This is a genomic window from Lacihabitans sp. CS3-21 (genome assembly GCF_024343675.1).
GTDB lineage: Bacteria > Bacteroidota > Bacteroidia > Cytophagales > Spirosomataceae > Leadbetterella.
Genome location: NZ_RJUD01000116.1, coordinates 1 through 18,597 on the forward strand (window position 1 = coordinate 1; position 18,597 = coordinate 18,597).

Genomic DNA, 18,597 nt, shown 5'->3' on the forward strand with positions numbered 1-18,597 from the left:
AACGGTGATGCGGCATTCCGACGGTGCGACGTTTCGCCTGGGATGCAAGTCCAATCGATTCCCCGTAGGCAGAGGCGATATTGTAGCCTCCAAAGATGTGAAGTGAAAATTAAGAAGCCTCAAATGCAAATTTGGGGCTTTTTTTTGTGCACAAATTTCTGAGATCTCTACTGTCAGGTCGAGCGTAGTCGAGACCCCGCTTTCATTATAAAAAAAACCTAAATTACTCTAAAAACCTTCATTTTGAATTCAAAATACTTCAATTAGTTAATAAATTCTTCAGGTCACGAAACAACAAACCTTCGAAAATATTTAAATTACCCAAAAGCAGCCAGATAATAAAATATTCATGACCCACATTCAGAAAAAAATATCTCATATATTTGACTCAGTAAACAATATAAGTACCTTCTATGAAATACCTCAGTATATTAGTTTAATAGAAAACATTCGGCTAGCTACCTCAATTTATCTGTTTATATAAGATTTAGCAGTTTTACTAAAATCATGACCGAGCAAGACATATTTTATTTGCGATCCGAAGACAAAATTGAATTTATTCGAATTGATAACTCATATGTTTTTTTTGATGGTGTAGTTTCATTTTTAGCTGGAGTTTGTTCAACTAATTTGCTAATGGACTCTTACCTTACTGAAGCCATAGCATATAAAGAGGGACACTATTTGTTTTTTGAAGGACGAACTAAGGCCACAAACAAGATATACTATTTTTTTCCGTATGATATTTACAAATATTTAATGGACAATAGATGGCCTCAAAGTATAAACATACATTTCAAAGAAAAAACCTTTCCCGACCAAGAAGAAATTAATGGAGGATTAGACGGATTCGCAAAGGTTTTTTTATCACTAGGACAAGCGACATATATTCAATATTGGGAATCAACAAAAGATAAAGTAATTAAAGTATTCGGTACAGATCCGACAAAATGGAATACTATTTTTACATTTGGCTGGTTAGTACGCAATGCATTGGCACATAATTTCAAAGTTACAGTTAATAACCCAAAGATAGATAATATAACATGGAAAGGATTAAGCTTAGGTTATTCAAAAAATGGAATTGATATTTCTGAACAAATAATGTTCATCGAATTAATAATTTTAATGAAAGATATTGAAGATGAGCTCATAAGTTACTGCCTCAAAGATTAATTTTATATTATTTTAACTTTAGCTTAGTTTGATTTTTTGTAGTTTCTAATGCTCATTGCAATAAATTTTTATCCAAAGGCTTTACACCCTTTGATTACTGCTCAACTAACAAAAATAAAAACCTTTAAATGGCCAAGAATAAAAACTAGATACCATGTCGATTCATTTTGTAAAAGACAAATATTATATTTTCAAAGGAGAGAAGATAGCTGAAGCAAAATTCAGGACAGAACTTTCCAGACTTATTATCGAGAAATATGGCTTCGGACCGTTTCCAGACCAAAATATAGTACGTGAAATAGTTTCATTTTCTTTAAAATACTACATTAAGAAATTCAAAGAAATTTGCCACAACGAAAAATCTTATAGGTTTTATCAGAATATCTTTTGGTTTCATGAGCAAGCGACAGAGTTATCATACTTACATGCTCATCAAGACATTTCACCTGACATAAGCGGTAGATATATTGCCAAATACCGTAGAATTTTAAAATTTATATTGGAAATGGGTTGCGAAATTCAGATGGTAACGGGAGAATCAGCAGACACGAAATTCCGCGAAAGAATAGAAACTATTCTTCATGACCTTTTATTTTTGGGTGAGATGATTTTGATGTGTGTAGACTTATTTGCAGAACAAACTATGATTGATGATGTAACGGATGTTTCTTTTGATAAACACAACCTTTATGTTTTCCGCAGACGTCATCATTACGAGTTCATATTTGAGCATATCAAAAATGAATTAGGTTCGCAATTAACAAAATCCGTTGTGGACAATAAAGGTATTGACCATCTAAAAGCAACACTTCAAAATTGTTTCGGAATAAGATATGAAGACATCAGACATTTAATTGCATCTATTCATCAGCAAAATGAACCCAAAGGAGGTGAAATTGTTGGTGTACATTGGCAAGATTTACCTATCAATCTGTATAACTTATTCGAGGTACCTTTAGATGTATCTGAACAGTTTTTTAGAGGACTTACACTTGACAAAAATAATAAAATGGATTTGCTCGATTTAGCTTGCAAACCTTACAGTTTAATCCGCTATTTATATAGACCAATTATTATTTGGAATATTGATAACAAGGATTATGCTCATTTCGGGAAAAACTCTTGGACAGAATCAATTATACAATTTTCTACAAATGCAATTCCTTGGGGAAAAGCTCCCGCTGAATGGATGAAAAATGACTGCTTTAAAAAATATGTCCACACAAAAGAAAATGAACATGACAAATGGTTAGATGACGCAGTTGAAGAGAAACTACAAAACCAAAAAATACCATATGACAGAAATGTTAAGTACCTAAAATCATCTCAGGGATATGTAAACATAGATATTGAAGGTCTTGGTGAGGTTGACTTCATTATTATCGTGAAAAAGGTGAAGAAGATTTACATTTCCGATTGTAAGCATTTACTTGGACGTTACGACATTGTTAATCAAAGGAACGACTATAATGTGTTTGCCGTTGGTTCTAAGAAAAACAAGTCATATAATCAAACCATGTCCAATAAACTTGAGTGGTTTAACCAGAATATAGATTTGGTTCAAGAACATTTTAGAATAAAATATAATGACAATAAATTCTCATTGCAAGATTACTCCTTTGAAGGAATATTTATTGTAAACACTCCAACATTTTACATGTATAATGCGGTTTATCGCATTTATACAATCACACAAATCGAAGATGTTGTAAGAGGAGAATATAGAGATCCAACTTTTAGGTTCGTTATTGAAGATGAAGAAAATGAGAAAATACTAAACTTAAAGTATCCTTATTTTCAAAAGCCGAATTACATAAGCTTTGACCCATTTATTGGGGACGACAATAAATGATAGAAAAAAGTGACCATAAACTAAATGCAGAATTATTTCGAACAGATAAAAATGCAACCTGATAACACATATTTTGAGTTAAGTGGACAGTGTTGCAAACTTAAACTTTGTCCTTCTAATGAACTTAGGTACAAATTGAAACTAAGTCATCCAAAACCAGTCAGAAAGCAAAACTCTAAAACTTTTTTTCAAAATTACCTTTATCAAACATGCCCCCCCACCTAAAACCCCTCTTCAGCAAAATCTTTGACCTAAACTGGAAGTTTGGTCTATTTCTGATATTATTGGTCTGTGTCCCGCGGTTTGTTTTGGTGCTTCAGGCCAATGCTTCGGGCAATTATGGGGCTATCGGCCTTATCATGACGGTTTCGGCTTTAGCTCCGTTTATTTTTTTGAACAAAGCGGGTCGCAAAGCCATCGGTATCCAAAAAGCTCAGGGTTTCAAATGGCTGTTTGTCGCCTTTTTGGCTGGGCTAGCGGCCAGTGTTATGCTGTATTTTTTGGGTAAAATCTTATATGATACTTCTTACCAAAACTGGTATCAATATATCGGCAAATCATATAAAATTCCGGCAAACATCTCGGCGGCAGACAAACGGAACCTATTCGGCATTATGGCCATAACGGGGATGATATTTAGTCCCATCGGTGAAGAATTGTTTTTCCGAGGCATCGTACACAAAAGTTTTGAAAACTCTATAGGCGAGAAAAAAGCTTCCATCGTAGATGGCACCGCCTTTGCCCTTACGCATATTTCGCACTTCGGCTTGGTATTCGTAAACGAGCAATGGGCTTTTTACCCCATCCCCACCCTCCTGTGGGTTCTGAGTATGTTTTTGGTGAGTTTAATGTTTTTTTATTTTCGCAAAAAAACCGATAGCCTACTCGGAGCTATCGCCTGCCACGCCGCCTTTAATTTGGGGATGATGTATTGTATTTTTTATGGGATGTAAGGCGAGATTTTCTATTCTAAGGTAGGGTGCTTAAATACTTTAAAGTAAAAAAAAGTTCTCACCCTTAATCTCCTTTCAATAAATAGCTTATAATAGTGGTGTCTATCAATATTTTACTCCCACTCATCACGTATTTTCTTCTGAATTTCTAAGGGATCTTCTTTTTGTTTCAACACGCCCAAATACTTTTTAGCATCCAATTTTTTACCTCCCTTCACGGAAGTAGCTTTTGGAAGTAAATCCTCAAGATGTTGGCCTTTTTTAAGAATGATTGTCATATTTGCTACCAATTACAGTGTGAAGATAGAAATATTATTATAATTTTTCAAAACTGGAAGTTTTGATTGGTTTATTTGAAATAAAATTCAAATTATTGAATTACTCATTAATTCAATTCGTACTCATTTTTTTCTATTTCCGCAAAAAATCTGATAGCCTTTTAGGTGCCATCGCCTGCCACGCAGCATTTAATTTGGGGATGATGTATTGTATTTTTTATGGGATGTAAAAACTCCCATAAAATGAGAATTCTTACAAAACCTCCAATGCCCTATTTATTCTTGCAACAGACTTTTCTTTGCCCAATATCTCTATGGTCAACATCAAATCAGGTCCTTTGCCTTCGCCAGTTAAGGCCAAACGCAAAGCTTGCATGATTTTACCTGGCTTGATGCCTTCTGCTTCTAAACCTGCAAAAAGAGCATCATGAATGGTTGTTGAATTAAAATCCCCCACGCCTTCAAGAATTTTGGCCACGACTGGCATGGCTGTTTTTGCCATATCATCCCATTTTTTCTGAGCAATTTCTTGGTCATATTCTTTTATATCCTCAAACAAATAAGGCACTTCGGATATCATTTCTTTGGTGAAAGTTACACGTTCTTTCATCAATTTCACGATTTTTTCTGAAAGCGATGAATCGTTTAAAGTAATGTTCAACTCTCCCGCCAACAAAGCTTCGTCTTTCTGACGAAGGTACATTTGGTTGTACCATTTGGCTTTGTTTACGTCAAACCTCGCTCCTCCTTTGTGTATATTGTTGATATCAAAAGCCGCAATCAGTTCATCCAAGGTCATGATTTCTTGCTCGGTGCCCGGATTCCAGCCCAAAAATGCCAAGAAATTCACCACAGCGTCGGCATAATATCCATCTTCTCTAAATCCTCTAGAAATATCTCCAGTGGTTTTGTCTTTCCACTCCAATGGAAACACTGGAAAATCTCCCAAAACGCCATCTCTTTTACTCAATTTGCCGTTTCCTTCTGGTTTTAGCAACAAAGGCAAGTGTGCAAATTCTGGGGGAGTCCAGCCAAAGGCTTTGTAAAGCAATACATGCAATGGAGCCGATGGCAACCACTCCTCGCCACGAATCACGTGTGTGATTTCCATCAAATGATCGTCGACGATATTGGCCAAATGGTAAGTGGGCATACCGTCAGACTTCATCAATATCTTATCGTCGATGGTAGAAGAATGCACCACCACCCAGTCTCTCACGATATCTTTAAACCTGATTTCTTCTTTCAAAGGCACTTTAAGTCGAATGACATGCGGCTCGCCATTTTGGATTTTGGCCGCCACTTCCTCTGCAGACAAGGTCAAGGCGTTTTTCATTTGCATCCTTGTCACCGCATTGTAAGAAATATTATCGACTTTGGCTTCTTCCAAAGTTTTTCTCAACTCATCCAATTCTTCCGAAGTATCAAAGGCATAGTAGGCTTTGCCTGCCTCTACCAATTGCTGAGCATATTTACCATAAATCTCTTTTCTTTCTGATTGTTTGTAAGGTCCAAATGCTCCGCCTTGTTGAACGCCTTCATCTATCTTTATACCTACCCATTCCAATGCCTCTTGGATGTATTCCTCGGCACCTTCTACAAATCGCGTTTGATCGGTATCTTCTATTCTCAAAATCATGGTTCCACCCATTTTTTTTGCAAAAAGATAGTTGTAAAGGGCAGTACGAACACCACCAATATGTAAAGGTCCTGTGGGACTTGGAGCAAATCTTACTCTAACACTCATAAATAAAAATTAAATTGGGATGCAAAAATAGGAAGCTATGGGCTAAAATCACCCGAAAATCGTCATTTTTCTTTTTTTATGACCAAAAATAAGGAACTACCGAAAGGTGATTTTTTAAGGATTTTACTTTCTGTTATACAGATATTGTAAAACAGGTTGTTCATAAACTCAGAGGGCATTTCAACGTCTGATTTAATATTTTGTAAATCAACCAAATGGAGTTTCAATTTGAGTTTTTGTACCAAACGAACCACCAATATCAATGGAGAAAGCAAAAGCGACCAATAATGGTGTTTTAAGATGGATACGTCTTTTGCGTTTGACAAATAAGCTTTGAAATCTTTCAAAATAAAACGCTTTTTACTTCCTACGGCGATATCGTGTGTACCTCTAAAGATTTCAAAAGCATTGTTATTGGTGATAAAAATGCCATTATGTTTTAAAATATCTACTATGGAAGAAATCGTTTTTTCGATAACGTCATCCTCAAACTGATAAAGCACATCATCGGAAACAATGACATCAAAACTTTCTTTTTCAAAAACTCCTTGAAGATGGGTGATGTCCAATTTTTGAACATTCAGTCCACGACTTTTCGAAAACGCCACGGCATCATCATTAAAATCAAAGCCTTGAATATTTTGATAACCAGCATCTTGTAGTTTTAAAAGCAAACCACCTGTACCGCAACCAGCGTCTAAAATTTTGATTTGCTTATTGCCATTTGCAAAAGAATTAATCTCGGAAATTACTTTTCCATGAAGAATTTTATACCACCAAAGGTTATCCTCCACTTCAAACATTGCACGGTATTCCTCGCTATTGATGAGCATATTTATACCGCTTCGTTCTCAACTACTTTGATTTCTGGCTTGTGGTAAACCGTTGAATTGGCAGGTACAGATTTGGTTAACCAAACGTTACCACCAATAACACTATTTTCGCCAATTATGGTATTCCCACCTAGAATCGTTGCTCCAGAATATATCACCACATTGTCTTTCACAGTGGGATGGCGTTTGGTGTTGGCCAATGCTTTTTCCACACTCAAGGCTCCCAAAGTTACGCCTTGGTATATTTTCACGTGGTTGCCTATGACGCAGGTTTCGCCAATCACCACACCCGTTCCGTGGTCAATGAAGAAATACTCGCCAATTTCGGCTCCTGGGTGAATGTCTATTCCCGTACGAGAATGTGCGAATTCCGTAAGAATCCTTGGGATCAGATTCACTTCAAGTTTGTGTAAAAAATTAGCTAACCTATAAAATGAGATAGCATAAAAACCAGGGTAAGCCCTGGCGATTTCGAACTTACTTTTTGCGGCTGGGTCACCCTCCATAATGGCATCTACATCTGTATTTAGTAACCTAAACAACTCAGGAATAGATTCATTAAATGCGTTTACCTTTTTGCTGATATCACAATTTTTACATTGATCCGTAGTTTCCAAAAGATGCTTTAACTCGTTTCCGAGGTTCCAAAACTCCCCTTCTATTTCGTCCACACTTCTAAAAAACTCCTTGGCTTGCTCGGGATAAAGTAAGCGAATCACTTTTATAGCCCAAGAGGAAATATCTTTGGTAGAAGGCACCGCCTCGGTATTCTGATGTTTCTCGTAAATGTGTTTTAAAAAAGACTGATCCATGAAAATTGTTTTTTATGCTAACAAGCAACTGGCTTGGCTGGTTCAAATCTAATAACGCAAAAAGCTTACCATTAGGTCAATCTACGCTGAATTAATGTCTGAATCAATGAAAAAAGCTGATCGGGTTTGAGTGTTCGCCAATTTTCTATCTGCAAAGTTCCGCCATAATTGATGTAATAGTCGAGGTGAAATCTAGAGAACTCTGTCAGAATGAAATCTCGAAAATTAAGGGCTACTATCCAGCCATCTTCTACATCCTCAAACCATTCCTCATAATAATCGTCTTCGCCACCATGAAACTGAAAAAGATTTTCGCCAATCAAGACAAAATGCTTGATGCCCTGCTTCAGAAAAATATCTACAATGTTTCGTTTGAGATACATCACATCATTGTGCAGCGTATCGTTCCATTCGCCAATCAGCTCAATCACAGCATATTTCAAGGAGTAATTGACCATCAAAACTTTCAAATACAGTGTTTCTGAACCTATTTCGTCCCAATCGGGATGTAGATAATAACTGTAAACGGTGTTTCGGTATTGATTGATTTCGGGTTTCTCAAAAAACGGACTTTTGGTGTCTTCGTAGGGCAGATAATACTTTTGCCAATTATAAAAAGGTTCGATTTCGTGCATTTTAAACTTGAATCTAGATTTTTGTTTTTATTTTTGAACCAGAAAAAATTTCGATGCAAAAAATTCAATACAAATATAGAAGGGAAAACCTTACTGAGTCTGAACCGACAAAATTTAATTATGAAAATCTTTCGTCGGAAGAAATGCTCATTAATCTTGGTCCACAACACCCTTCTACGCATGGTGTACTTAGAATTGAAGTAGTTACGGATGGTGAACTTATCAAAGAGGTGGTTCCGCACTTGGGCTATTTGCACCGCTGTTTTGAAAAACACGCCGAGTCCTTGCCTTTTAACCAAATCATCCCTTTTGTTGACAGACTCGATTATGTAGCTGCCATGAACTCTGAGCATGCTTATGTGATGGGCGTGGAAAAAATGCTGGGCATAGAAAATACTCTTCCGAAAAGAATAGAATACATCAGAGTTTTAGTGGCAGAACTCAACAGGATTGCTTCGCATTTTATAGCCATAGGAACTTATGCATTAGATATTGGTGCTCAAACGCCCTTTTTATGGCTGATACGCGACAGAGAATCTATCCAAAGGTTATTGGAATGGGTTTCTGGTGCAAGAATGCTTTATAATTATATTTGGGTAGGCGGTTTGTTCTATGATTTACCGCTTGGTTTTGAGGAAAAATGCCTTGAATTTGTGAATTACCTAAAACCCAAATTAGAAGAACTCAAGCAGATTATTATCGATAACCATATATTTATCAATCGTACAGCTGGTGTTGGCGTTTTACCGATGGATTTGGCCATTAATTATGGCTGCACTGGACCTGTTCTGAGAGGTTCGGGTTTAAAATATGACCTTCGAAGGGTAGATGCCTATTCTGTATATCCTGAGTTAGAATTTGATATTCCAATAGGTGAAGGTAAAATGGGAAAAACGGGTGATTGTTGGGATAGAAACTATGTACGATTAATGGAGTGTTGGGAATCAATTCGAATTATTGAACAATGCCTAGAAAAACTCACCAAAGAACACAAACGTACCAGAGACTTTGATCCTCAAGCTTTTGTACCGAAAAAAATAAGACCCGTGGAAATGGATTTTTATGCTAGGGCCGAAAATCCAAAAGGGGAATTGGGCTTTTTCTTCAGAACGAACGGTAAAAGTGATGTACCCACAAGGGTAAAATGTAGGGCGTGTTCGTTCAATAACCTTTCGGTTTTACCTGAAATTTCGAAAGGTTGGATGATAGCTGACCTGGTGGCGATTATTGGTTCTTTGGATTTTGTGATGGGCGAAGTAGACCGTTAAATCTCCCAAATGCTAGAGCCGTTGCTGCTTCTAACTTGATTTTTTATTTCCATCCAAAAAGCCAACACCAAATAGATGATTACTGGTGAACCAAGGGTAAAAAACGATGCATAAATAAAGTACATTCTTATACTTTTGGCGGAAAAATTCAACTTTTCACCAATCTTACTACAGACCCCAAAAAGATTGTTTTCCAGTATATATTTAAACTTATTCATTGCGTTTTATTTTATGTTAATGAGGCTATTGTGCCAAATTTCAAAAAAAAAATTGAAAACTGCTAATTTTTAGTCCAAAAAAGCATTTAACCCCTTGAAATTACCGTATTCTGAGGTTCTCCACCCAAGTGATATGGGTAATCGGTGTTGTAGTGAAGCCCTCTAGATTCTTTTCGTTTTTGGGCTGAATGAATCACCATTTGAGCACACAAAATCAAGTTCCGAAGCTCGCAAAGTTTCACTGAAAGTTTAGTTTTTCTGTAAAACTCCTCGGTTTCTTCTTTGAGCATATTTAAGCGAGTCAGAGCACGTTCCAATCTGAAATCAGTTCTTACGATACCCACATAATCCGACATCATTCTTTGTAGCTCTCTGGTATTGTGTGTCACCAAAATTTCTTCATTAGACTGAACTGTTCCAAACTCATTCCAATCAGGGACTTTTTCATTGAAGCTCACATTATCCAATTCGTTTACTGCCACCAAAGATATTCTATGACCAAAAACCGCCGCTTCAAGCAAGGAATTAGAAGCCAAACGATTGGCTCCATGCAAACCTGTTGATGAGCACTCCCCACAAGCAAAAAGGTTACTTATACTTGTACGACCGTTTTCATCCACCAGTATTCCTCCGCACAAATAATGTGCTGCAGGCGTTACAGGTATCATGTTTTTAGAAATATCAATACCCAGACTCAAACATTTCTCATAAATATTGGGAAAATGCTCCAAAATCAATTCTTTTGGTTTGTGAGTAATGTCCAAATAAACAAACTCCTCCCCTGTTTTTTTCATTTCTGCATCAATAGACCTCGCCACAATGTCTCTAGGAGCCAACGATCCGCGTTCGTCATATTCATACATAAACTCTTTACCCGATTTGTTTCTTAAAACGCCTCCTTCCCCTCTTACCGCTTCGGTAATCAAGAAACTGGGAAAAGAACCTGGATTATGCAAAGAAGTTGGGTGAAACTGCATCATTTCCATATCTCTGACTTTTCCGCCAGCACGATAAACCATCGCTATTCCATCTCCTGTAGCAATAATAGGATTGGTGGTGGCTGCATAAATATGCCCCGCACCACCAGAAGCCATCAGCGTGTTTTTAGCCAAAATGGTTTCCACTTCCCCTGAATTCACATTGAGGGCATACACCCCGTAACATTCGATATGCTCATCGGCTGGTTTGCCTAAATGGTGCTGCGTTATAATTTCCACAGCAAAAAAGTGGGTTAGTATTTCTATATTGGGATTAGCCTTAACTTGTTCCAACAAAGCCCGCTCTATTTCCCAGCCAGTAATATCTTTATAGTGTAAAATTCTTTTTTCAGAATGTCCACCCTCGCGTGTCAGATTATATTCACCAGAGTCTTCCTTGTCAAAATTTGCACCATATTCTATCAGTTCATTTATTCTATCAGGGCCTTCAGTGACTACAATTTCCACAATTTTTTTATCACAAAGTCCATCTCCAGCAATGAGTGTATCCGAAATATGCTTTTCAAATGAGTCTGTGTTTGGGTCAAAAACAGTAGCTATGCCCCCTTGTGCATATTTTGTATTGGTTTCGTCAGCATTCACTTTGGTAAGTATAAGCACTTTACCTTTTTTGGAGGCTTTAATGGCAAAACTCAAACCCGCTATGCCTGACCCAATAACTAAAAAATCAACTTTTCTCATTCCTAAAATTACTATTTTTTTAACCTTAAATAAGGCCTTCTTTTAATAAATCGTGTAAATGTACAAAACCCAAAACTTTTTTTTCTTCCGACACCACCAACTGTGTGATATTCATATCTTGCATTTTTACCAATGCGTTTACAGCAAACTCGTCAGGATGGATAATCTTAGGGGAAATTCCCATTATATCTTTTGCTCGTAAAGTTGAAAAATCGTTTGTGTTATTCAACATTCTCCTTAAATCCCCGTCAGTTATAATTCCAACCAAATCATTATTTGGGTTAACAACGGCTGTGGAACCGAGTCTTTTAGTTGTCATTTCGAGTATTACACTTTGTATATCAGCAGACTCAAGAACTATAGGCAGAGCGTTGTTGGGATAAATATCCGAAACCCTCAAATATAGCTTTTTACCTAAGCTTCCACCAGGATGGTGTTTGGCAAAATCTTTTTTGGAAAAATCTCTAGCTTCAAGAAGGCAAATGGCCAAAGCATCACCCAAAGCCAAAGCTACGGTTGTAGAAGTGGTAGGAGCCAAATTGAGCGGACAGGCCTCTGAATCAACATGTGCATTTATGATAAAATCTGAGTTTTTGGCCAAATAAGATGCTACATTTGAAACCAAAGCAATGATTTTATTACCTAATCTTTTTAAAAGGGGCATTAAAACTTTTATCTCAGGTGTGTTACCACTTTTTGACAAAAAGATAATAATATCTTCTTTATCAATAATTCCCAAATCTCCATGCATGGCATCTGTAGCATGCATAAACACCGCTTTTTGACCTGTAGAATTAAGTGTAGCAGAAATTTTTTGTGCAATAATGGCACTTTTTCCAATTCCTGTAAGAACAATTTTACCTTTAGAAGCTAATATGGCATAAATAATTTGTTCAAATTTATCATCTATTGTACTAATCAAAGATTTAATTGCCTCTGATTCATCAGTTAGTACTTTTTTGGCAATTTCAATTATTTTTTTTTCTATTTTCGTCTCCACTTTAAAAAAAGCGATATTTCTACTGCAAATGTAAGGCTTGTAATCCGTTTTTTTTTAGTGAAACAAATATTTGAGTTTAACAAAATCACAAAACATTTTTTGTATATTGGCATTAAGAATTTAATTCACCACGCTCAATAAGCGTGCTTTAGTTTTTAAAGCTTTATAGAACTAGCTATGATTGATGTATCAATTGAAAATGACCTAAAGAAAAATCTCAAAGAAATCTTTGGATTTGATAACTTTAGAGGAGAGCAAGAAAAAATTATAAAAAGTATTGTCTCTGGCAAAAATACTTTTGTAATAATGCCTACGGGAGCAGGTAAATCACTTTGCTACCAACTTCCAGCCACAGTACTTCATGGAACTGCTATAGTAATATCGCCATTGATTGCCTTGATGAAAAACCAAGTGGATCAGATGATGGCTTTTGGAATAAATGCCCAGTTTTTGAACAGCACGCTGAATAAATCAGAAATGAATCGCGTCAAAAACGACGTGGTTAGTGGTGCATGCAAGCTTCTTTATATAGCCCCTGAATCCTTAACTAAAGTTGACAATCTTGAGTTTTTGAAGAAAGCCAAAATATCATTCGTGGCAGTTGATGAAGCCCACTGTATATCGGAGTGGGGACATGATTTTAGACCTGAATATAGAAAAATAAAGGAAATTATCGAAAGTATCGACGATAATCTTCCTATTATAGCTTTGACGGCGACTGCAACTCCCAAAGTTCAGTTGGATATTAAGAAAAGCTTGGACATGGATGATTCTGTTATCTATAAGACCTCCTTCAACAGGGCCAATCTTTATTATGAAGTAAGACCGAAACAAAATGCGAAAAAACAACTCATAAACTTTTTAGCCCAATACAAAGGCAAATCAGGAATTGTTTACTGTTTGAGCAGAAAAAAGGTAGAAGAAATCGCTGAACTTTTGGTAGTCAATGGCTTTAAAGCGTTGCCTTACCACGCTGGCTTGGATTCTGACGTGAGAATGAAAAACCAAGATGCATTCCTAAACGAGAATTGCGACGTGGTGGTGGCCACTATTGCATTTGGAATGGGAATAGACAAGCCAGATGTTAGGTTTGTCGTACATTATGATGCTCCAAAATCATTAGAAGGATACTATCAAGAAACTGGTAGAGGCGGTAGAGATGGCTTGGATGGTTCATGTTTGATGTTCTACGCATTAGATGACATAACTAAACTAGAAAAATTCAATAAAGATAAAAACGTAACAGAGAGAGACAATGCCAAAGCACTCTTGATGGAAATGGTTGCGTATTCTTCTTTAGGCGTTTGTAGAAGAAGACAACTTTTGAGCTATTTCGGTGAACAAACAGAAAAAAATTGTGGATTCTGTGACAACTGTAATAAACCAACTAAAACTTTCAAAGGAGAAGAGGAAGTTGAATTGGCACTGAATACGATCCTAAAGACAGAACAAAGATTTTCAGCCAATCACATAGCAGATATTCTTACTGCCAACACAAAAGACAATCCTGCCATAGCGAGTTATGAGCATGATAAACTTGAAATGTTTGGCAAAGGATTAAAATATTTTAATCTTTCAGAAAAATTCGAGGAAGAAGAAGAAGAGGATGAGGACGAAATAGTTGTCAATAAAAAACCAAAGGCGGATATCAATGCAGATGGCAAAATATCTGCAGCTGACAAATGGGTGTCCATCATTAGACAACTGATGGTTTTTGGATATCTTGAAAAAGACATAGACAACTACGGAGTAGTAAAAATATCGGAAAAGGGTCAAAAATACCTCCAAGACCCCTACACCATTACTTTCTCAGAAGACCACGATCTCAACGAAACTGAAGGCAGTGGAGAAGACGAATTGCAACAAACTGCAGGCCCATCTGGGGGTAGCGGTGCATCTGATCAGGCTTTATTAGAATTGCTAAAAGCACTTCGTAAAAAAATAGCCAAAGAGAAAAATGTACCACCTTACGTAGTTTTTCAAGATCCATCGTTGGAAGAAATGGCCACCACTTATCCATCCAATATACAAGAATTGGCTCAGGTCAATGGAGTAGGAATGGGTAAAGTGCAGAAATTCGGTATGCCGTTTTTAGATTTGATTATCAAATATGTAAAAGATAATGAAATAGAGACTTCGGCAGATTTAATGGTAAAAACTACCGTTAATAAGTCTAAAACTAAGATATTTATCATTCAACAAATCGATAGAAAGATTGATCTAGAAGAAATAGCTGAAGCAAAAGAAATGAACGGCGAGGAGCTTTTAAATGAAATCGAAAGCATCTGTTTTTCAGGCACTAAGCTTAATCTTGATTATTATATCAACCAAGTTATTGATAAAGATAAGCAAAAAGATATTTATGAATATTTCATGACCTCTGCCTCTGATGACATCAAATTGGCGATTAAAGAATTCGACGATTATGACGATGAAATAACCGAAGAAGAGTTGAGATTGATGAGAATAAAATTCTTATCAGAGATGGCAAACTAAAAAAAAGGCTTTCAAATATTTGAAAGCCTTTTTTTTTTAATTAAATCTTCTTTTCAAAATATCGAAAAACTCTTCAGCCTCTGGACTGTTCAAATCCCATTTATATTTAGGCAGATATTTCTTAATCATTTGTTCCTTAGCTTCAGAGAAATTGCTGCAGTTTTCTAATTCTTCAATAGCCCCATTAAAAACATTAGAATCAGACCCAAATAAATTATTGATAAACAAAAACTTCTGGTTCAATGAAATGTTTCCTTTGATAGAGTCAATCTTTCTTTTTTGGTGAAAATCCGATAGCGAACTGTTGTCAGACGTCATCTGCATGGATTCATGCAAAGTTACGGTAGTCTCTTTTTCTATGGTTTTCGTAACAGGATCCTTTATCATTACCGTTTCTATTTTTTCCTGTACCTGAGTTAGCCTCATTTCCGTTATAGGTTCATCCTTTTGTTGGACTACCTCTACCACAGGACGATGAACAACCTCTTCTCTGGATACCAATTGAGGCTTGGAAAGTTTGTATTCTTCAATGCTATCAAAAAATGACTGTAATGGATTTCCATTGGTCATTGATTGGTTTACCCCTGCAATTTTCGATATATCAGATAGTTCTGCAGCGTGATCTTCCATTTGATTTCCATCAAAAAATTGATTTATGAAATCAATTGCTTCGTTCGAATAAATAAAGTTAACTCCGTTTAATTTACTCAGTAAATCTCTCAAAACCCAGTTGTAATCTTTAAAAAACTTCCCATTTTTGGTCAACCAATCCTCTGTGAGTTTAAACTCAGGAAGATTTCTCATCTGCTCTACAAAAAAAGATTTGGGGTCAGAAAATAGAAAAATAGTTCTTTTTACAGCACTTTCAAGTACACTCCTAAAATGTTCCTTGCCTATTGAAATATGCCTCGAAAGAATATTCATGAAATCATCCAATGCTTTTTGAACCTCTGGCTCTGAATAATCAAAATATGGACTTTTGAGATTGGTCACCTCTTTCTGCCATTTTTCAAATAGCTCTTTAAGGATAAAAAGATTAAGCTGTTTTACTTCTGTCAGATTTATGATTTCACTTCCATTAATATTTTCTTTTGACTTAAAGTACTCTTCACAAACTACTTCGGCAAATCCCTGAGAAGTATTTTTTATTTCGGCCTCATTCCATTTGTTGGTCATCGGATAATTCTGTTTTTTTGTAATCTATTTGAAATGGTACACTAGGTCTTATGCAAATGCTTTGCCATTTTAAACATAAACGTAAAATTAATCAAAATATGTTCATTGAACCCAAAAGAGGCATAGCAAAGGATACCAAAAGTGGCTGGATAGAAGTAATTACAGGCTCTATGTTTTCTGGTAAAACAGAGGAATTGATTAGGAGACTCAAAAGGGCTCAAATAGCTAAACTGAATGTAGAAATATTCAAACCAAAAATCGATATTAGGTATGATGAAAATGATATTGTTTCTCATAATCAAAATACCATCAGGTCTACTCCTGTTAATACTGCCGAAGAGATATTGCTTTTAAGTGGTACTTGTGACGTAGTGGGTATAGATGAGGCTCAGTTTTTGGATCAATCTATAATAGACGTTTGCAACATACTTTCCTTTCAAGGCAAAAGAGTAATATTAGCTGGCTTGGATATGGATTCTAAAGGCCTACCGTTTGGTCCCATGCCTCAATTGTTGGCGATTGCAGAATATGTAACAAAAGTACACGCAATTTGTGTTAAATGTGGAGATATCGCTCATTTCTCGTATCGAAAAACCGATGCAGAAAATTTAATACTCTTGGGCGAGCACGACATCTACGAAGCTAGATGCCGTACTTGTTTCCAAGAAAACTAATTATTTATTCTTATAATTTCTATTTCTAAGCGACTGCCGTCCTGGCAGTACCAATGGATAAGCCTCTACGCTATCTAATTTAACGGGCTGTTTGTAATTTTTAGCAATTCTCATGCTTACTTTCTTAAAAGTCAAATTTGACTTTTTAATTTTCCCACTTTTACCTGTCTTATAATTCCTATCTTCCTCTAAAGGATTAAAACTCTGCCCAAAGGCACTTATAGAAATAAAAAGAACGAACAAAAGCTCTATGGCGATTTTGATTAAGAAACCTGAGTTCATTTTAATATTCGTAATTTTTTTGTTGATACAATTCATTATCCTCGTTATACTTGTAGCCAAAAAGTGCTCTGTAGGTTGGCAACATATACAAGAACTCTTCCAGTTTTTTCTGTGCTGGTGTATAAACGTTATAATTCTCTGTGGCTAGGTTCCTAAACATTGAAATCAAATATTTCAAAGCATCAGAATTGGAAGCAAAATCCACAAATTTGTAGTGAAGAAACTTATTCTCATCCGCATCTGGATTAAACATTACTAAGTCTAAATCCATGCCTTGTTGGTTGATAACTGCAAAAGTTTTTTGAACTGGTTTTGGCAAAAGATTATTATCTACTAAATAATCGATTATTTCAACGGTGTCGTTGTTTACGTACAAATTAGCTCCTATGTGTCTCATTATTTTATCTTTTTTTGTTGTACAGTCAAAATGACTTGGACAAAACAAGAAAAGATTTTTTATTCTACCAAATATCCAAAATTGACCTAATTGGTGAAAAATTAGATAAAAATCACATTATTTTTCCCTTTTTCGAGAAAAAGAGATATCATTTTTTGTTCGAATTGAAAGAAAAGTGAATTTATTCCATTTCTTACCCAAAGTCTAAATTGAATTTTCAAAAAAAAATATTTTCATTATTTTGATAATTTTATGAAATATTAGAAGAATTAACACTTCAGTAACAATTCTTGCCCTAAAAACACATTTTCTTAAAGCAAAACCTAACTGCAAAAATATTATTTGGGATACTATAGACAAGAAAAATTCAAGAAGTGATAAAAGAGATAAGCTCCATGTATTTATATAATATTATCAGAATAGAGAAAATAATATCGGGTAAAAAAAAAATACCAATATTTAAAATCAGAACCCCCTTAAACAGAAAAAACCTCCGAAATAACGGAGGCCTTTCTCAACTTTATAGCCATGAAAACTAATTCTTTTTTAAGCTAGTGCTAATTTCAATTCGTTAAGTTTCTTTTTAACTGAAGTATCAATTTGAGTATCTCCAACTTTCAAAACATAACCACCAATCAAGCTTTCATCAACACTCTCCTGAATCTTCACTTGCTTGTTAATAGCTTCAGATACCAATTTGCTAAATTGAGCTTTTTGAGCATCTGTTAAAGCCACTGACGATGAAATTTCCACTATTTGAACCCCTGTTTGTAAATTATACAATTTTTGAAATTCTTTCGCGATTGGATAAATTAGTTTCTCTCGGTTCTTTTTAGTTAAGACGCTAAAAATTGAGAAAGTCACGCTGTTGACATTATTTTCAAATATCTTTTTCAAAATACCTAATTTCTTGTCGTGTCGCACAATCGGATTGGCCATAACAGCCACAAAACTAGGGTTCTCTTCACATATTGTTTCAAAAAACAACATGTCTTTGTTTACTTCATTTACCACACCTTGCTGATTCGCTAAATCTATCAAGGCTTTAGCATAACGATAGGCAACTATTGATTCTGACATACTTTTATTAAAAAATTTTCAATCAATTATTTGACCGAGGT

At 35.7% G+C, this 18,597-nt stretch carries 18 protein-coding genes; 6 read left to right on the forward strand and 12 right to left on the reverse strand.

The genetic code is table 11. The features are described 5' to 3' along the window. The first annotated feature begins 507 nt into the window (after positions 1–507). The 3 genes from EGI24_RS21365 to EGI24_RS21375 all read left to right on the forward strand — a co-directional run bounded on the left by EGI24_RS21365 (position 508) and on the right by EGI24_RS21375 (position 3,981). Positions 508–1,176 carry a hypothetical protein gene (locus EGI24_RS21365; RefSeq protein ID WP_255048629.1) on the forward strand — a complete coding sequence of 223 codons (669 nt, stop codon included), beginning with the start codon at positions 508–510 and terminating at the stop codon, positions 1,174–1,176. 154 nt (positions 1,177–1,330) lie between these two features. After that, complete coding sequence (locus tag EGI24_RS21370) at positions 1,331–3,028, forward strand: hypothetical protein (RefSeq protein ID WP_255050675.1); 1,698 nt, start codon at positions 1,331–1,333, stop codon at positions 3,026–3,028. A 209-nt stretch (positions 3,029–3,237) separates the two neighbouring features. Continuing rightward, positions 3,238–3,981: a CPBP family intramembrane glutamic endopeptidase gene (locus tag EGI24_RS21375; RefSeq protein ID WP_255050676.1), complete on the forward strand. Its 744-nt coding sequence runs from the start codon at positions 3,238–3,240 to the stop codon at positions 3,979–3,981. Between the two features lie 113 nt (positions 3,982–4,094). On the opposite strand, the gene EGI24_RS21380 is transcribed toward EGI24_RS21375, so the two are convergent. From EGI24_RS21380 to EGI24_RS21400, 5 genes are all read right to left on the reverse strand, one after another. Next, the gene (locus tag EGI24_RS21380) at positions 4,095–4,259 is read right to left on the reverse strand and encodes a hypothetical protein (protein WP_255050677.1); all 165 of its coding nucleotides are present in this window, start codon (positions 4,257–4,259) and stop codon (positions 4,095–4,097) included. Positions 4,260–4,512: 253 nt separating this feature from the next. Then, positions 4,513–6,006, reverse strand: a complete 1,494-nt coding sequence (gene gltX, locus EGI24_RS21385) for a glutamate--tRNA ligase (RefSeq protein WP_255050678.1) — start codon at positions 6,004–6,006, stop codon at positions 4,513–4,515. 62 nt (positions 6,007–6,068) lie between these two features. Further along, positions 6,069–6,839 (reverse strand): bifunctional 2-polyprenyl-6-hydroxyphenol methylase/3-demethylubiquinol 3-O-methyltransferase UbiG, encoded by a 771-nt coding sequence (locus tag EGI24_RS21390; RefSeq protein ID WP_255050679.1) that lies wholly within the window; start codon positions 6,837–6,839, stop codon positions 6,069–6,071. Positions 6,840–6,841: 2 nt separating this feature from the next. After that, positions 6,842–7,651: a serine O-acetyltransferase EpsC gene (gene epsC / locus EGI24_RS21395; RefSeq protein WP_255050680.1), complete on the reverse strand. Its 810-nt coding sequence runs from the start codon at positions 7,649–7,651 to the stop codon at positions 6,842–6,844. A 71-nt stretch (positions 7,652–7,722) separates the two neighbouring features. Continuing rightward, entirely contained in the window at positions 7,723–8,286 is a 564-nt protein-coding gene (locus EGI24_RS21400) for a hypothetical protein (RefSeq protein ID WP_255050681.1), read from the reverse strand. Positions 8,287–8,339: 53 nt separating this feature from the next. Between EGI24_RS21400 and EGI24_RS21405 the strand changes: the two genes are divergently transcribed. Next, the gene (locus EGI24_RS21405) at positions 8,340–9,554 is read left to right on the forward strand and encodes an NADH-quinone oxidoreductase subunit D (protein WP_255050682.1); all 1,215 of its coding nucleotides are present in this window, start codon (positions 8,340–8,342) and stop codon (positions 9,552–9,554) included. On the opposite strand, the gene EGI24_RS21410 is transcribed toward EGI24_RS21405, so the two are convergent. From EGI24_RS21410 to EGI24_RS21420, 3 genes are all read right to left on the reverse strand, one after another. Continuing rightward, positions 9,551–9,772 (reverse strand): PspC domain-containing protein, encoded by a 222-nt coding sequence (locus EGI24_RS21410; protein ID WP_255050683.1) that lies wholly within the window; start codon positions 9,770–9,772, stop codon positions 9,551–9,553. The genes EGI24_RS21405 and EGI24_RS21410 overlap by 4 nt on opposite strands. Positions 9,773–9,858: 86 nt before the next feature. Beyond that, on the reverse strand, positions 9,859–11,451 hold the full coding sequence (gene nadB / locus EGI24_RS21415) for an L-aspartate oxidase (protein WP_255050684.1): 1,593 nt from the start codon (positions 11,449–11,451) through the stop codon (positions 9,859–9,861). Positions 11,452–11,476: 25 nt separating this feature from the next. Continuing rightward, a complete protein-coding gene (locus EGI24_RS21420; protein WP_255050685.1) occupies positions 11,477–12,451 on the reverse strand; it encodes an SIS domain-containing protein in 975 nt (324 codons plus the stop codon). A gap of 177 nt (positions 12,452–12,628) precedes the next feature. Between EGI24_RS21420 and EGI24_RS21425 the strand changes: the two genes are divergently transcribed. Beyond that, positions 12,629–14,947, forward strand: a complete 2,319-nt coding sequence (locus EGI24_RS21425) for an ATP-dependent DNA helicase RecQ (RefSeq protein WP_255050686.1) — start codon at positions 12,629–12,631, stop codon at positions 14,945–14,947. 36 nt (positions 14,948–14,983) lie between these two features. On the opposite strand, the gene EGI24_RS21430 is transcribed toward EGI24_RS21425, so the two are convergent. Next, on the reverse strand, positions 14,984–16,123 hold the full coding sequence (locus EGI24_RS21430) for a hypothetical protein (protein WP_255050687.1): 1,140 nt from the start codon (positions 16,121–16,123) through the stop codon (positions 14,984–14,986). A gap of 98 nt (positions 16,124–16,221) precedes the next feature. On the opposite strand from EGI24_RS21430, the gene EGI24_RS21435 reads away from it, so the two are divergent. Beyond that, positions 16,222–16,797 carry a thymidine kinase gene (locus tag EGI24_RS21435; protein ID WP_255050688.1) on the forward strand — a complete coding sequence of 192 codons (576 nt, stop codon included), beginning with the start codon at positions 16,222–16,224 and terminating at the stop codon, positions 16,795–16,797. On the opposite strand, the gene EGI24_RS21440 is transcribed toward EGI24_RS21435, so the two are convergent. The 3 genes from EGI24_RS21440 to atpH all read right to left on the reverse strand — a co-directional run bounded on the left by EGI24_RS21440 (position 16,798) and on the right by atpH (position 18,556). Next, positions 16,798–17,079 carry a hypothetical protein gene (locus EGI24_RS21440; protein ID WP_255050689.1) on the reverse strand — a complete coding sequence of 94 codons (282 nt, stop codon included), beginning with the start codon at positions 17,077–17,079 and terminating at the stop codon, positions 16,798–16,800. 1 nt (position 17,080) lies between these two features. Next, entirely contained in the window at positions 17,081–17,476 is a 396-nt protein-coding gene (locus tag EGI24_RS21445; protein ID WP_255050690.1) for a hypothetical protein, read from the reverse strand. 546 nt (positions 17,477–18,022) lie between these two features. Beyond that, positions 18,023–18,556, reverse strand: coding sequence for an ATP synthase F1 subunit delta (atpH, locus tag EGI24_RS21450; RefSeq protein WP_255050691.1), 534 nt, complete (start codon positions 18,554–18,556; stop codon positions 18,023–18,025). Between the last annotated feature and the right edge of the window lie 41 nt (positions 18,557–18,597).